General features: G+C 66.4%; 14 protein-coding genes. 10 read left to right on the forward strand and 4 right to left on the reverse strand.

All coding sequences use genetic code 11. From position 1 onward, the window contains the following. Both AC3XQU_RS13505 and AC3XQU_RS13510 read right to left on the reverse strand, forming a co-directional pair. A partial coding sequence (locus tag AC3XQU_RS13505) for a sugar phosphate nucleotidyltransferase (RefSeq protein ID WP_489874904.1) occupies positions 1 to 64 on the reverse strand: 64 nt, incomplete at its 3' end. A gap of 254 nt (positions 65 to 318) precedes the next feature. Continuing rightward, positions 319 to 840: a hypothetical protein gene (locus tag AC3XQU_RS13510; protein WP_489874677.1), complete on the reverse strand. Its 522-nt coding sequence runs from the start codon at positions 838 to 840 to the stop codon at positions 319 to 321. Between the two features lie 214 nt (positions 841 to 1,054). On the opposite strand from AC3XQU_RS13510, the gene AC3XQU_RS13515 reads away from it, so the two are divergent. The 9 genes from AC3XQU_RS13515 (at position 1,055) to AC3XQU_RS13555 (ending at position 10,750) form a co-directional block, all read left to right on the forward strand. After that, positions 1,055 to 1,744 (forward strand): response regulator transcription factor, encoded by a 690-nt coding sequence (locus AC3XQU_RS13515; protein WP_489874678.1) that lies wholly within the window; start codon positions 1,055 to 1,057, stop codon positions 1,742 to 1,744. A gap of 85 nt (positions 1,745 to 1,829) precedes the next feature. After that, entirely contained in the window at positions 1,830 to 3,110 is a 1,281-nt protein-coding gene (hemA, locus tag AC3XQU_RS13520; RefSeq protein WP_489874679.1) for a glutamyl-tRNA reductase, read from the forward strand. A 79-nt stretch (positions 3,111 to 3,189) separates the two neighbouring features. Continuing rightward, positions 3,190 to 4,266, forward strand: coding sequence for a peptide chain release factor 1 (gene prfA / locus AC3XQU_RS13525; protein WP_489874680.1), 1,077 nt, complete (start codon positions 3,190 to 3,192; stop codon positions 4,264 to 4,266). A gap of 74 nt (positions 4,267 to 4,340) precedes the next feature. Then, positions 4,341 to 4,814 (forward strand): disulfide bond formation protein B, encoded by a 474-nt coding sequence (locus tag AC3XQU_RS13530; RefSeq protein ID WP_489874905.1) that lies wholly within the window; start codon positions 4,341 to 4,343, stop codon positions 4,812 to 4,814. After that, on the forward strand, positions 4,814 to 5,632 hold the full coding sequence (prmC, locus tag AC3XQU_RS13535; protein ID WP_489874681.1) for a peptide chain release factor N(5)-glutamine methyltransferase: 819 nt from the start codon (positions 4,814 to 4,816) through the stop codon (positions 5,630 to 5,632). The genes AC3XQU_RS13530 and prmC overlap by 1 nt, the downstream gene beginning before the upstream one ends. A 72-nt stretch (positions 5,633 to 5,704) precedes the next feature. Continuing rightward, a complete protein-coding gene (locus AC3XQU_RS13540) occupies positions 5,705 to 7,519 on the forward strand; it encodes a DUF885 domain-containing protein (RefSeq protein ID WP_489874682.1) in 1,815 nt (604 codons plus the stop codon). Between the two features lie 79 nt (positions 7,520 to 7,598). Next, positions 7,599 to 9,194, forward strand: coding sequence for a glutamate--cysteine ligase (gshA, locus tag AC3XQU_RS13545; RefSeq protein WP_489874683.1), 1,596 nt, complete (start codon positions 7,599 to 7,601; stop codon positions 9,192 to 9,194). A 24-nt stretch (positions 9,195 to 9,218) separates the two neighbouring features. Continuing rightward, positions 9,219 to 10,265, forward strand: a complete 1,047-nt coding sequence (locus AC3XQU_RS13550; RefSeq protein ID WP_489874684.1) for an arginase family protein — start codon at positions 9,219 to 9,221, stop codon at positions 10,263 to 10,265. A 32-nt stretch (positions 10,266 to 10,297) separates the two neighbouring features. Further along, positions 10,298 to 10,750 carry a GNAT family N-acetyltransferase gene (locus AC3XQU_RS13555; protein WP_489874685.1) on the forward strand — a complete coding sequence of 151 codons (453 nt, stop codon included), beginning with the start codon at positions 10,298 to 10,300 and terminating at the stop codon, positions 10,748 to 10,750. A 543-nt stretch (positions 10,751 to 11,293) separates the two neighbouring features. On the opposite strand, the gene AC3XQU_RS13560 is transcribed toward AC3XQU_RS13555, so the two are convergent. Further along, positions 11,294 to 11,725, reverse strand: coding sequence for an FKBP-type peptidyl-prolyl cis-trans isomerase (locus AC3XQU_RS13560; RefSeq protein WP_489874686.1), 432 nt, complete (start codon positions 11,723 to 11,725; stop codon positions 11,294 to 11,296). A gap of 153 nt (positions 11,726 to 11,878) precedes the next feature. Then, complete coding sequence (locus AC3XQU_RS13565) at positions 11,879 to 13,756, reverse strand: potassium transporter Kup (protein WP_489874687.1); 1,878 nt, start codon at positions 13,754 to 13,756, stop codon at positions 11,879 to 11,881. A 166-nt stretch (positions 13,757 to 13,922) separates the two neighbouring features. Between AC3XQU_RS13565 and rarD the strand changes: the two genes are divergently transcribed. Beyond that, positions 13,923 to 14,801 (forward strand): EamA family transporter RarD, encoded by an 879-nt coding sequence (gene rarD, locus AC3XQU_RS13570; protein ID WP_489874688.1) that lies wholly within the window; start codon positions 13,923 to 13,925, stop codon positions 14,799 to 14,801. Positions 14,802 to 14,885 lie beyond the last annotated feature (84 nt).

Below are 14,885 nucleotides of genomic sequence, written 5' to 3' on the forward strand. Positions count from 1 at the left end.
CCCGCGACAATGGCCACAGGCGGGTGCCGGCGCCGCCGGAGAGGATGACTGGATAAATTTTCATGCGCTGACTTTCTTTGGGGTTCTTTTAGAAGCGGGCTTCATGCACTCGGGCGATAGATAAAGACACAGGTTCGCCCCGACACATTGCGACCATTCGAAATCAATTAGATGGGCGTTAAATATTGGATCAACTAAAAATTAATCAATATAATATTACACTACGCAACACATGTGTTCATTTGAACAACGTGCGATTGTTGTTTTAATGTCTATTCGCTAACTTCCTCAAGCAAGGCAGTTTGTTGGCCCGATTTGTTAAATCGGCGCAACCGCACTCCCTAAGTCGATCGGATTGAGGCTCTCCAGCTCGCGCGCCACCTGCGCGCAGGCTTCGACGTGCTGGTTCCCCATCTTGCGAAACAGCGCGAACCCGATTGCCGCCGAGGCGATCTGCCCGGCGATCGGCACTACCTTGGCCACCGTCTTGGCCGCGATCCGGATGCCCGCGCGCTGGAACACGGCCAGCACCAGCTTGCGCGTCACCAGTTTCCCCACCAGCATCCCGCCCACCGAGGCCGCGGCCCGGTAGATCAGCACCTGCCGTTGCGGGTTCAGGCGCTCGATCTGCTTCTGGCTCAGCCCGAATTCCTTGTTGACCTCTTCGACCAGCACGGCAAACGTGGTCAGGTCGGACAGGATGTCCACGCCCGGCAAGGGCACTGCCGCCACGCCGGCCGACACCATCGCGCGCTTGCGCACCATCTCGCGGCAGCGCGTGCGCGCCAGTTCGATCCCGGCGCCGCTGACCGGCACCAATGGCGGCTCCGCCTCCAACATGTTCTTGTTTTTGCGTCCAAACAACATATCGCCTCCCGGTTATTGTCTGGTCAAAGTGTAACGCGGAGCCTGCTATCCCCTTAACACAACAGAACAAAGGTTCCAAATGTAAATTTCTAGTTTTCCTATAGCATTATTTTGTGAAAGTCTGCTATATTCGGTTTAACCCTTGTAGGAGACTTCCTACAAGGGTAACCTTACCAGTAGATGACCTATGAAGATTGCGATTCTGGAACAAGACCGTGCTCAGGCAGAGCTGATTTGCCAGGTGCTGACCGCGGCCGGCCATAGCTGCCTGGCCTTCGACAGCGCCCGCGAATGCCTGGCCCAGTTGCGCAAGGAAACAGCGGACATGCTGGTCATGGACTGGAACGTGCCGGACATGGAAGGCGGCGAAGTCATGCGCCGCGCCAAGGAAAAGATGGCGTCCAACGCTCCCATCATCTTCCTGGTCGCCAACAATGCCGAGGACGACATCATCGCGGGCGTGACCGCCGGCGCCGACGACTACCTGGTCAAGCCGCTGCGCCGCGGCGAGCTGGTAGCGCGCGTCTCGGCCCTGCTGCGCCGCGCCTACCCGTCGCAAAACAGCGCGGAACAGCTGCAGTTCGGTCCCTACATTTTCGAAACCCGCCCGGGCCGCCTGATCAAGGATGGTTCGGTGGTCGACGTCACCCAGAAGGAATTCTCGCTGGCGCTGCTGTTCTTCCGTAACATCGGCCGCCCGCTGTCGCGCGCCTACATCCACGAATCGGTCTGGGTACGCGATACCGACGTGCCTTCGCGCACCATGGACACCCATGTCTCGCGCGTGCGCAACAAGCTGAGCCTGCGCCCGGAAAACGGCTTCCGCCTGGTGCCGGTCTACAGCTACGGCTACCGCCTGGAAAAACTGGGCGCCTGAGCCTCCTCACGGCCGTCCTCGGCGGCCGCTGAAACCCTTCCCGCACAAGGGTATAATGGGCGCATACCGTCCACCCCGCCCCACCATGCAACTGCTTGCCGTTGGCCTGAACCACACGACCGCACCGGTCTCGCTCCGCGAGCAGCTGGCGCTCGGGCCTGAGCAGCTCGGCGGCGCGGTGCAGGCCGCGCGCGGCTGGTTCGCGCGCCAGGGCGGCAGCGGCGGCGCCAGCAACGAGGCGGCCATTCTCTCGACCTGCAACCGCACCGAGATGTACGCGGCCAGCGACGCCCCCAATCCGCTCGACGCCTCGGCCCAGTTCCTGGCCCACTACCACGCCCTGAATTTCGCCGAGCTGCGCCCCCACCTGTACATGCTGCCGCACGACAGCGCGGTGCGCCATGCCTTCCGGGTCGCCTCCGGGCTCGACTCGATGGTGCTGGGCGAGCCCCAGATCCTGGGCCAGATGAAGGATGCGGTGCGCACCGCCGACCAGGCCGGGGGCCTGGGCACCTACCTGCACCAGCTGTTCCAGCGCAGCTTCGCGGTCGCCAAGGAAGTGCGCAGCACCACCGAGATCGGCGCCCACAGCGTTTCCATGGCCGCGGCCGCGGTACGCCTGTCGCAGCGCATCTTCGATTCCATCGCCGACCAGCACGTGCTGTTCATCGGCGCCGGCGAAATGATCGAACTGTGCGCGGCGCACTTCGCCGCGCAGAACCCGAAATCGGTCACCATCGCCAACCGCTCGCTGTCGCGCGGCCAGGCCCTGGCCACCCGCTACAACGGCGAGGCGATCCTGCTGGCCGACCTGCCCGAGCGGCTGCACCAGTTCGACATCGTGGTCTCGTGCACCGCGTCCACCCTGCCCTTGCTGGGCCTGGGCATGGTCGAGCGCGCGATCAAGGCGCGCCGCCACCGTCCCATCTTCATGGCCGACCTGGCCGTGCCGCGCGATATCGAACCGGAAGTCGCGCGCCTGGACGACGTGTTCCTGTATACCGTCGACGACCTGGCGCAGGTGGTGCAGACCGGCCTGGAAAGCCGCCAGGCCGCGGTGTCGCAGGCCGAAGCCATCATCGAGACCCGGGTCCAGTCCTTCATGCACTGGGTGGGCGACCGCGCCGTGGTGCCGGTGATCCGCGACCTGCACGAGTCGAGCGAGGCGCTGCGCCTGGCCGAACTCGAACGCGCGCGCAAGCTGCTGGCGCGCGGCGAAGATCCCGAGGCCGTGCTCGAGGCATTGTCCCGCGGCCTCACCGCCAAGTTCCTGCATGGCCCGCAGCAGGCGCTGCACCATGCCCAGGGCGACGAGCGCGCCCGCCTGGCAGCCCTGCTGCCGCAGCTGTTCCGCGGCCGCCGTTAGCGGTCCTCCCCCATTTGCCGTGCCTGCTCCAGGCGCGTCCCGGCCGCACCGCGGCTTTCCGAATTGAACGAGTATCCCCATGAAACCATCCATGCTGGCCAAGCTGGAACAACTGGCCAACCGATTCGTCGAACTCGACGAGCTCCTGATGTGCGAAGGCGCCACCGCCAACATGGACAGCTACCGCAAGCTCACGCGCGAGCGCGCCGAGCTGGCGCCGCTGGTCGAGCTGTTCCACCAGTACGGCGCCGCGCAGGGCGACATGGATGCGGCCCAGGAGATGGCGCAGGATCCGGAGATGAAGGAGTTCGCGCAGGACGAGATCGAAGCGGCCAAGGCGCGCCTGGCCGCGCTTGAACTGGACCTGCAAAAAATGCTGCTGCCGAAGGACGTCAACGACGAGCGCAACATCTTCCTCGAGATCCGCGCCGGCACCGGCGGCGACGAATCGGCGCTGTTCGCGGGCGACCTGCTGCGCATGTACACGCGTTTCGCCGAGCGCAACCGTTGGCAGGTCGAAGTGGTGTCGGAGTCAAACTCGGACCTGGGCGGCTACCGCGAAGTCATCGTGCGCATCATCGGCAACGGCGTGTACTCGAAGCTGAAATTCGAATCGGGCGGCCACCGCGTGCAGCGCGTGCCGGCCACCGAGACCCAGGGCCGCATCCACACCTCGGCCTGCACCGTGGCCGTGATGCCGGAAGCGGACGAAGTCGAGGACGTGAACATCAACCCGGCCGACCTGCGCATCGACACCTACCGCGCCTCCGGCGCCGGCGGGCAGCACATCAACAAGACCGATTCGGCAGTGCGCCTGACCCACCTGCCGACCGGCATCGTGGTGGAATGCCAGGACGACCGCAGCCAGCACAAGAACAAGGCGCAGGCGCTGAAGGTGCTGGCGGCGCGCATCAAGGACGTGCAGCTGCGCGAGCAGCAATCGAAGGAAGCGGCCACCCGCAAGAGCCTGATCGGCTCGGGCGACCGCAGCGAGCGGATCCGCACCTACAACTTCCCGCAGGGGCGGCTGACCGACCACCGCATCAACCTGACCTTGTACAAGCTGGACTTCATCATGGATGGCGACCTGGCGGAACTGACCAATGCGCTGGCGGCGGAGCACCAGGCGGAATTGCTGGCGGCGCTCGGCGATTAAGTTTCACGACGGGTTCACCCGGCGTCAATTATGCGAGAATGCCTCGTCCCGACCACGCCCATAACAACACCATGATGCTGCCTACCACCCGCCAGATCCTGTTCGCCATCTCGTCGATCTGCTTCGCGCTGATCGCCGTGGCCCTCTATCTCCAGCACATCCAGCAGATGCTGCCTTGCCCGCTGTGCGTGATCCAGCGCTACATGTTCCTGGCGATCGGCGTGGCCACCCTGGTCTCGGCCATCAGCGGCAAGGTCCGCGAGGGCACGATCCTGGCGCTGCTGGCGGCGCTCGGCGGCCTGTACGCGGTCGGCAAGCACCTGTACGTGATCGCCAACCCGGGCTTCAGCTGCGGCATCGACCCGATGGAGACCTTCCTCAACAAGATTCCGACCGCCGAATACCTGCCATGGCTGTTCCGCGCCGACGGCCTGTGCGCCGGCGCCACCGATGCGGTGATGGGCCTGGCGATCCCGCAATGGTCGGCGATCTGGTTCGTGGCCCTGACCGTGCTGCTGGTCTTCGTCCTGGTGCGCAAGGCACGCTGATGATCGAGGCCGGGGCCACGCTCAAGCAGCTGCAGGCATCGCTGCCGCTGGACCCGCTGGAAAACCGCATCCTGCTGTGCCATGCGCTGGGCCTGGCAAGGGTTGGCTTGATCACGCAGTCCGAACGCGCCCTCACGCTTGAGGAAGCGGCGAGGCTGGCCGCGCTGGTGCAGCGCCGGCTGGAGGGCGAGCCGATCGCGTACATCGTCGGCAGCCGCGAGTTCTTCGGGCTGCCGTTCCGCGTCGCCCCCGGCGTCCTGATTCCCCGCCCCGACACCGAATTGCTCGTCGAACTGGCGCTGGAACGCCTGCCGCCGCAAGGCCGGCTGCTCGACATGGGCACCGGCAGCGGCGCCATTGCCGTGGCCTGCGCCCACACCCGGCCCGATGCGATCGTCACCGCGCTCGACCTGAGCGAAGCGGCGCTGGCGATTGCGCGCGACAATGCGGCGGCCAACGGCGCCGCGGTGCGCTTCCTGCGCAGCGACTGGTTCGCTGCCGTCGCCGAGGAGCGGTTCGAGCTCATCGCCTCGAATCCCCCCTATATCGCGGCGGGCGACGCACACCTGACGCAAGGCGACCTGCGCTTCGAACCATCGGGCGCACTGACCGACTTTGCCGACGGCCTGTCGGCGCTGCGCACCATCGTCGATGGCGCACCGGACCACCTGGCGGCAGGCGGCCGGCTGCTGCTCGAACACGGCTACGACCAGGCCGAAGCCGTGCGCGCCCTGCTTGCGGCGCGCGGTTTCCTCGACGTGCAGAGCTGGCGCGACCTGTCGAACATCGAACGCGTCAGCGGCGGCCGCCTGCCCTAGCCTGCGCGGCGCCGGGCCGGGTCTTGCTACAATGACCATTCCTTGACTGTCGGCCCATTGCGCGGGCACCGCATGCGCACCTTCCTCGCCTCGTTCTTCCTGCTGCTTCCCCTGGCCTGCGGCGCCGCCGACACGGCTGACGAGGCGCGCCGGCTGTTCGAGCGCGAATGGCAATACCAGCTGCGCCAGCAACCCGAATTCGCCACCAGCATCGGCGAGCACCGCCACAATGCGCTGCTCACCGACACCTCGCTGGCCGCACGCGCCGCCGCCCTCGAGCACACGCGCCAGGTGCTGGACGAAGCCCGCAAGCTCGACCGCAGCGAGCTCGACGCCCAGGACCAGCTGTCCTACGACCTGTTCATAGCCGCGCGCGAGCGCAGCCTGGCGGCGGCCGCCTTCACCGCCTTCGACCCGCAGCCGATCAGCGCTTGGGACGGCCTGCACCTGCGCCTGCCGCGCCTGGCCGCGCAGATGCCCTTCGCCACCGAAGCGGACTACCGCGCCTACCTGGCGCGCCTGAAGGCCTTGCCGGCCCATGTCGACGGCCTGATCGAGCAGCTGCGCGCGGGGATGCGCGCCGGCTGGACCGTGCCGAAGGCGGCGATCGCGCCGGTGCCCGATGCGCTGCGCGCACTGCGCGAGAACATCGCCACCGGCCCGCTGAATGCCCCGTTCGGCCGCATTCCGGCATCGATCGAGCCGGACACCCGCGAGGAACTGGTCGACCGCAGCATCACCGTGCTGGCCAATGCGGCAGTGAGCCTGCACCGGCTGGAAGACTTCCTGCGCAGCGACTACCTGCCGGCCGCGCGCGAGACCATCGGCGCATCGTACCTGCCCGGCGGCGCGGCCTGGTATGCCTTCCTGCTGCGCAGCGCCACCACCACCGGCCTGGCGCCAGGCGATGTGCACGCCATCGGCCTGCGCGAAGTGGCGCGCATCCGCGGCCAGATCGCGGCGCTGGTTCCGCGCACCGGCTTTCGCGGCACGCTGCCCCAGTTCCTGGTGTTTGCACGCACCGACCCGCGCCTGTTCTTCAGCGAGCCCGACGCCCTGCTGGGACGCTACCGCAAGGCCCTGGCGCGGGCCGAGGCCAGGCTGCCGAAGGTGGTGGCCACGATTCCCGAGGCCGGCATCGCGGTCAAGCCGATGATCCAGGACGGGACCTGGCAGCCGGTGGCGTATTACGAAGCCGGCAGCGAGGCGCGCAGCGCGGCACTGGTGGTGAACATCACGCAGCTGGGCGCGCGCCCGCTGTGGCAGGTCGACAGCGTGGCGCTGCACGAAGCGCTGCCCGGCCACCACCTGCAGGTGGCGCGCGCGCAAAGCCTGGCGCTGCCGGCCTTCCGCCGCCATGGCTGGATCGACGCCTTCGGCGAAGGCTGGGCCACCTATGCGGAAGGCCTGGGGCCGCAGCTCGGCTTCTTCGACGATCCCTTCTCGCGCTTCGGCCAGCTCAACGAAGAGATGCTGCGCGCCGCGCGGCTGGTGGTCGATACCGGCATCCATGCGATGGGCTGGTCGCGCCGCCAGGCGATCGACTACCTCCATGCCCACACGGCCAACCCGCCGCAGGACAACGAAGCGGAAGTGGACCGCTACATCGCCCAGCCGGCCCAGGCGCTGGGCTACAAGATCGGCCAGCTGCGCATCGCCGCCCTGCGCGAGCGCGCCCGCGCCGTGCTCGGCGCGCGCTTCGACCTGCGCCGCTTCCACGATGCGGTGCTGGGCAGCGGCGCCCTGCCGCTCGACGTGCTCCAGCGCCAGGTCGAACGCTGGATCCAGGCCGAAAGAACCGCAGTCCCGAAGGCCGCCCCACGGCCGGTCCCGAAGGCCCGCCAGGGGCCCTCCGTGCCGGCCGCGGCGGCTACCCGGCGGGAATGAGGGGGTGCCCGGCGCGCTTGGCGTTTTTCGGTTAATCTCTGCTCCAATCCGCATTGGCAGTATAAGAAAGGAAACACCCGTGTCGACCCAATTACAACGCCGCCTGGCCCTGCTCGACGACGACGACCACCGCGCCCTGCTCGGCCAGGGCCTGCGTGGCATCGAGCGCGAGACCCTGCGCGTCGACCGCTACGGCCACCTGGCGCGCACCCCGCACCCGGTACAACTTGGTTCGGCACTGACTCACCCGCTCATCACCACCGACTACGCCGAAGCCCTGCTCGAGTTCATCACCCCGGCCGAGCACGATATTTCGGTGGCCCTGAACCGCCTCGACGCCATCCACCGCTTTGCGCACGCCCGCATGGACGGCGACATGCTGTGGAGCGTGTCGATGCCCGGCGAATTGCCGTCGGAAGAAGAGATCGAGATCGCCTGGTACGGCAAGTCGAACCTGGGCATGCTCAAGCACGTGTACCGGCGCGGCCTGGCGCTGCGCTACGGGAAAGCGATGCAGTGCATCGCGGGCATCCACTACAACTACTCGCTGCCCGAAAAACTGTGGCAGCTGGTGGCCGCCAGCGAAGGCATCGTCGAAGAACGCCGCAATGCGCTGCGCGACTTCCAGTCCGAAAGCTATATCGCGACCATCCGCAACTTCCGCCGCTACAGCTGGCTGCTGATGTATTTGTTCGGCGCCACCCCGGCCCTGACCACCAGCTTCCTGCGCGGCCGCACGCACAATCTCGAGACCTTGTCGAGCGACACGCTCTACCTGCCTTACGCGACCAGCCTGCGCATGAGCGACCTCGGTTACCAGAACGACGCGCAAAGCGGCTTGCGCCCGCACGAGAACAGCCTGGAGAGCTATGTCACCAGCCTGATGACGGCGGTGAACACGCCCTACGAGCCTTACCAGGCGATCGGCACCAAGAAGGACGGCGAGTGGATCCAGCTGTCCACCAACGTGCTGCAGATCGAGAACGAGTACTACTCGACGATCCGCCCGAAGCGCGTGATCCGCACCGGCGAGCGCCCGGTGCAGGCCCTGTGCAACCGCGGCGTGCAGTACATCGAAGTGCGCTGCCTCGACGTCGATCCGTACGAGCCGGTCGGCATCAGCCTGGAGACCGGCCGCTTCCTCGACGCCTTCCTGCTGTTCTGCGCGCTCGAGGAAAGCCCCCTGATCAGCGCCCTCGAAGGCCAGGTCCATGCGCGCAACTTCGCGCGCACGGTCAAGCAAGGCCGCGACCCGGCCTTGCTGCTCACCCGCGACGGCGTCGAGGTGCCCTTGAAGCAGTGGGCGCTGGAACTGATCGAACGCATCCGCCCGGTGGCGCGTCTGCTCGACGAGCAGCACAACGAGGGCGAGGTGCATGCCAGCTCGCTCGGCCTGCAGAAGGCCAAGATCGAGAACCCGGCGCTCACGCCGTCGGCGCGGGTGCTGGAAGACATCCGCGCGCTCGGCTCGGCCAGCGCCTTCGGCCTGCGCCAGAGCGAGCTGCATGCGGCCAGCTTCCGCGATAGTCCACTCATGCCGGCCGAGGAAGCGCTGTTCGACGAGCTGGTCGAGGTGTCGCTGGCCGAGCAGGCACGCATCGAGGCGGCCGACAGCGGCAGCTTCGACGACTTCGTGGCGGCCTACAACACCAGCACCCTGTGCGGCAACCAGTAGGCTGCGATCGCCTGCGGGGATGCCTTGCTCACCTTTTATAACGAACACCATGCCCAGCACGATGCCGGCGCGCCTGCCCCCTGGCAGGAAGGCAGCGGCGCAGTCGATGCGCTCGGCCTGACGCTGGCGGAGTTCGAGCGGCGCGGCCTGGGACGCATCGTCACGCCGCACGGCGTGCCGCTGGTCTCGCTCGAGCGCGTGCACACGCCGCGCTACCTGCACTTCCTGCGCACGGCCTGGAGCGAATGGACGGCCCGAGAACCGGGCAATGCGGCGCGTCCGCTGCTGCCGTCGCTGTGGCCGGTGCGCGGCATGCGCGCGCATGGCGACGCCCCCGAGCCCGAGGATTTTCTCGCGCGGGCCGGCCTGTATGCGGCGGACAGCCACACGCCGCTGGGCCCGGGCACCTGGACCGCGGCCAAGACCGGCGCCGACTGCGCCGTGAATGCCGCCCACGCCCTGCGCATGGGCGAGCGCGGCACCCTCGCCTTGAGCAGTCCACCCGGGCGCCATGCGGGCGCCGACTGGTTCGGCGGCGGCTGCTTCCTGAACAATGCCGCGCTGGCGGCCCAGCACCTGCTGGACGACGGCCTGCAGCGCGTCGCCATCCTCGACATCGGCCGCCACCACGGCCACGGCACCCAGCACATCTTGTATGAACGGGCCGACGCCCTGTTCGTGTCGATCCACCTCGACCCGCGCGGCGCCTACCCCTTCTACCTCGGGCATGCCGGCGAACAGGGCGCCGGCGCGGGACTGGGCTACAACATGAACCTGCCGCTGGCGGCAGGCAGCGGCAGCGCGCAGTGGTTCGCCGCGCTGGAGACGGCCTGCCTCAAGCTGGCGATGTTCCGCGCGGACGCGCTGGTGGTGTCGCTGGGGGACGAGAGCGCACCCAGCTTCGGCCTGCAGGGCGGCGACTTCCTGCGCATCGGCGAACGCCTCGCGCATCTGGGCCTGCCTACTACCTTCATCTTCGAGGGCGGCTCTGCCGCGGCGGAGCCTGGCGCAGGCAGCAGCGCCGGCACCAATACCGTCAACATCCTCGAAGGCTTCGAAACCGCCGCATAAGCCCTGGCGCTGCGGCATAACACCACACCATCATGATCGACTGGCAGTTCTCCCCTTTCAACGACCTCAGCCCCGCCGACCTGTACGAGGTGCTGGCCCAGCGCCAGAACGTGTTCATCCTCGAGCAGACCTGCCTGTATCCCGACATCGACGGCCTCGACCCGGTGGCCCACCACCTGCTCGGCTGGCGCACGGTCGAGGGCAAGCGCCAGCTGGCGGCCTACCTGCGCGTGCTCGGTCCCGGCGTGAAATACACCGAGATGTCGCTCGGCCGGGTGATCACCACCCAGGCCGCACGCGGCAGCGGTGCCGGACGCGCGCTGCTGACGCGCGGCATCGCGTGCGCGGAAAACCTGTACCCGGGTCATCGCATCCGCATCGGCGCCCAGCAATACCTGGAACAGTTCTACCAGGGCTTCGGCTTCGAAACCGTCTCTGCCCCCTACGACGAAGACGGCATCATGCACGTCGACATGCTGCGCTGAACGCAGCCCGGCCTGGCTGGCCGGCACCGGGTCGGGACGCACCTCACCCGCGCCGGCTCGTGGCAAGCCGGCCCGCCGTGCAGACGGCCACGGCGGCCAGCAACAGCCAGATGTCGTTATCGGCCGGAGGCGGATCGGCAGCGACCGCGCAGGCGCGCGCTGGCATGGATGCAGTGCAGCCATGGAGACATTCAGGAGTAGAAAATTCTTCAGCGCCGCACACGCGGCAGGCGGACAAGAGCAGGAGGAGCAGGAAGAAAAAGCGCATGGCGGCAGCGTGCAGTGATCAGGACCTGCAGCTTCCGCCATCCGGGCAGCGCGCCATGTGCGCCAGCTCAGGCGTGCGCGCCAAAAAAGCCGGGCAATGCCCTGCGCCTGTGTGTAATCCAGCAAACCCGGGGTCAGGTCTGACATTTGGACACGGGCTCAACCGGGGTAAGGCTGGGCTCGTGTCCGAATGTCAGACCTGACCCCGAAGTTGGCGTGCTTCCGTCATCCGGGCAGCGCGCCAAAAAAAACCGGGGCAGCGCCCCGGTTGTGTGGTTAGTTCACGCTCTTCAATACGAGCTCGAACACCAGGCCGGAGTTCGGCGGGACGCGGCCGCTGCCGGTGGCGCCATAGCCCAGGCTGGCCGGGACCAGGACGGTGCGCTTGCCGCCGACCTTCATGCCGAGCACGCCCTGCTGGAAGCCCTGGATGGTATTGGTCGAGCCGATCGTGAAGGTGTATGGACCCGATTCCAGCTGCGTGCCCTTGAAGTCGGCAGCCGAGGCCTTGTACAGCCACAGGGTGTAATCCACGGTGACGCTCTTGCCGGTGACGGCTTCGGCGCCGGTGCCGACGGTGTTGTCGGTCTTGGTCAGTGCGGTTGGGCTGCTGACGGCGACGCTGTCGGAAGAATCGCTGCCGCCACCGCAGGCGGTCAGGCTCAGCATGGCGACGAAGGCGGCGATCAGGGGGAACTTCAGCTTCATGGGACAGTCCTTGCGAGGTGGGTGCGAAAAAAGTTTATACGGCGAAACACCGCACCTTACCTCAGCCGTGTAACGGCGTCTATCCCGGGACTGTCCGGCTTTTGTATTTTTTTGTAAAGGCGCTGCCGCCACGTGGGGGCAGCGCCTTGACGGTCAGATCTCGACCTGTGTGCCGAGCTCGATCACGCGGTTGGGCGGGATCTGGTAGTAGTCGGCCGCCGCGCGGGCATTGCGCGACATCATCACGTACAGGTGCTCGCGCCACGGCGCCATCCCGCCCCCCGGCGCCGAAATCACGGTCTGGCGCGCGATGAAGAACGAGGTTTCCATCATCTCGAACACCAGCCCCAGGCCGCCGCAGCGGCGCAGCACATAAGGAATGTCAGGCTCATCCTTGAAGCCGTAGCGCACGTTCAGCTGGAAGCAGTTATGGCCGAGCTCATTGATCTCGACCTGCTCGTCCACCGGCACCCACGGTTCCTCAATGATATGGACCGTGAGGAAGACGACACGCTCGTGCAGCACCTTGTTATGCGACAGGTTATGCAGCAGCGCATGCGGCACGCCATCGCTTTCGCCGCGCAGGAACAGGGCCGTGCCCGGCACGCGCGCCGGCGGCGCCACGAACAGCGATTCCATGAAGGCTTCCAGCGGGATCGCATGCTTTTCCAGGTTCTCGAACACCAGCTCGCGACCGCGCTTCCAGGTCAGCATCAGGGTCAGCAGCACGGTGCCCAACAGCAGCGGGAACCAGCCGCCGTGCAGCAGCTTGAGCGCGGTCGAGGAGAACAGCAGGATGTCGATGATGAGGAAGAAGCCGGTCGCGCCAAAGCACAGGATCAGCGGCAGTTTCCAGCGATAGCGCGTGACGAAGAAGGTCAGGATGGTGGTCGCCATCATGGTCGCGGTGACCGCGATGCCGTAGGCGCCGGCCAGCTCGTCCGAGGAACCAAAGCCGATCACCGCCATCAGCACGATGGCCAGCTGCACCCAGTTCACCGCCGGGATGTAGATCTGGCCGATCTCGCTCTCCGAGGTGTGCTGGATGCGCATGCGCGGCAGCAGGCCCAGCGCGATGGCCTGCTTGGTCATCGAATAGGTGCCGGAAATGGTCGCCTGCGAAGCAATCACCGCCGCCATGGTCGACAGGATCACCAGCGGAATGACGCTCCAGGTGCCGAGCTGGTGGTAGAACGGGTTCTCGACGGCTTCGGGCTGCATGATCAGGAGGCCGCCCTGTCCCAGGTAGTTCAGGGCCAGCGCCGGGAAGGCGATCGTGAACCAGGCCAGCCGGATCGGCTTGCGGCCGAAGTGGCCCATGTCGGCATACAGCGCCTCGGCGCCGGTGATGGCCAGCACCACCGCGCCCAGGGCGACGAAGGCAAGGAAGCGGTTTTCCAGCATGAAGCGCAGCGCGTGCCAGGGATTGAGCGCTTCCAGGATCACCGGCGCTTCGATGATGTTGATGACGCCCATTACCGCCAGCGCCAGGAACCAGACCACCATGATCGGCCCGAAGAAGCGGCCGATGCCGGCCGTACCGTGGCGCTGCACGCTGTACAGGGCCACCAGCACCACCACCGCCAGCGGCACCACGTAATGTGTCATGCCGGGGGCCGCCACTTCCAGGCCCTCGATCGCGCCGAGCACGGAAATGGCCGGGGTGATCACGCTGTCGCCATAGAACATGGTCGCGCCGAGGACGCCGATCACCATCAAGGGGAAATACCAGCGCGAGGCCTTGGTGACCGAATTGGTGGCCAGCGCCATCAGCGCCATGATCCCGCCTTCGCCGCGGTTGTCGGCGCGCAGCACCAGGGTGACGTACTTGAGCGAGACGACGACCGTCAGGCTCCAGAAAATCAGGGAAATGATGCCGAGGATATTCGGCGTGGTGAGCGGCAGGCCGTGCTCTTCATCGAAAATCGCCCGCAGCGTATACAAGGGGCTGGTGCCGATATCGCCGTAGACGATGCCGACGGCAGCCAGCGTCAGTGCGGCGACGCTGCTTTTCTTATTATCTGACCTCAAGATTGCCCCATGGTTGAGTGTTGGTGCAGCGCACCATAAAATATCGACAAGATAATTGCAAGAAGATTTCGTATTGGATCATACACTTCCTCAAAATCGGTCCGCGCCAGCGCGGATATTGCGTTAAGGGGATAATGCCAGCTCTGCAATTGCCCCTTCCTTCCTCATGCGTTCCGGTATCCTGTCCGCCGCCCTGGCCTTCCTGTGCTGGGGCCTGTTCCCTATTTATTTCCATGCCATCGGCGAGGTGCCGCCGACGCAGATCCTGGCGCACCGCGTGCTGTGGTCGCTCGCTTTCCTGCTGGTCGTGCTGGCTGCGCGGCGCCAGTGGAAATGGCTGGCCATCGTGCGCCAGCCGCGGGTGTTCTGGAGCTTCGCCGCTTCCGCCTTCCTGTTGTCGGCCAACTGGCTGGTGTATATCTGGGCGGTGAAGAACGGCCACGTCATCGAAGCGAGCCTCGGCTATTTCATCAACCCGCTGGTCAACATCATGTTCGGATTCTTGCTGCTCAAGGAACGCATGCGCCCGGCGCAGTGGGCGGCGATCGCGCTGGCGGCGCTCGGCGTGTGCTGGCTGACCTGGCAGTCGGGCACCGTGCCCTGGATCGCGCTGTTCCTGGCGGCCTCGTTCGGCGGTTACGGCCTGCTGCGCAAGACCGCGGCGCTGGGCGCCCTGGAGGGGCTGTCGTTCGAGACCATGGTGCTGTTCCCGTTCGCTGCCGGCTACCTTGCCTGGCTGACGATGAACGGTGCGAATGCCTTCGTGAATGCGCCCTTCGATACGACCCGCTGGCTGCTGGTCGCGGCCGGTCCGATCACGGCGATCCCGCTGCTGCTGTTCGCCAGCGGCGCGCGCCAGATCCCGCTGTCGATCCTGGGCCTGCTGCAATACCTGTCGCCGACCATCCAGTTCGTGCTCGGCGTCTGGTTGTTCCATGAAGCCTTCACCAGCGACCGGCTGGTGGGCTTCGTCATGATCTGGACCGCACTGGCCCTGTACGCCGGCGAAGGGCTGCTGCGCAGCCGGACCACCCAGAAAACCTGAGCCGGCAGCGCGTCCGGGCACAAGAAATCCTGTGTCCGGCGCGGGTTCTGTCGTATCCTGTGCACCTTAAACAACACCAGAGTA

Source organism: Telluria sp. AZSoR62, assembly GCF_058111565.1.

Bases quoted from the DNA above. Each gene is read 5' to 3' on its own strand.
- AC3XQU_RS13510 (WP_489874677.1), bottom strand. From the start codon at position 840: ATGTTGGAGGCGGAGCCGCCATTGGTGCCGGTCAGCGGCGCCGGGATC.
- AC3XQU_RS13530 (WP_489874905.1), top strand. From the start codon at position 4,341: ATGCTGCCTACCACCCGCCAGATCCTGTTCGCCATCTCGTCGATCTGC.
- AC3XQU_RS13515 (WP_489874678.1), top strand. From the start codon at position 1,055: ATGAAGATTGCGATTCTGGAACAAGACCGTGCTCAGGCAGAGCTGATT.
- prfA (WP_489874680.1), top strand. From the start codon at position 3,190: ATGAAACCATCCATGCTGGCCAAGCTGGAACAACTGGCCAACCGATTC.
- AC3XQU_RS13560 (WP_489874686.1), bottom strand. From the start codon at position 11,725: ATGAAGCTGAAGTTCCCCCTGATCGCCGCCTTCGTCGCCATGCTGAGC.
- prmC (WP_489874681.1), top strand. From the start codon at position 4,814: ATGATCGAGGCCGGGGCCACGCTCAAGCAGCTGCAGGCATCGCTGCCG.
- hemA (WP_489874679.1), top strand. From the start codon at position 1,830: ATGCAACTGCTTGCCGTTGGCCTGAACCACACGACCGCACCGGTCTCG.
- AC3XQU_RS13540 (WP_489874682.1), top strand. From the start codon at position 5,705: ATGCGCACCTTCCTCGCCTCGTTCTTCCTGCTGCTTCCCCTGGCCTGC.
- rarD (WP_489874688.1), top strand. From the start codon at position 13,923: ATGCGTTCCGGTATCCTGTCCGCCGCCCTGGCCTTCCTGTGCTGGGGC.
- AC3XQU_RS13555 (WP_489874685.1), top strand. From the start codon at position 10,298: ATGATCGACTGGCAGTTCTCCCCTTTCAACGACCTCAGCCCCGCCGAC.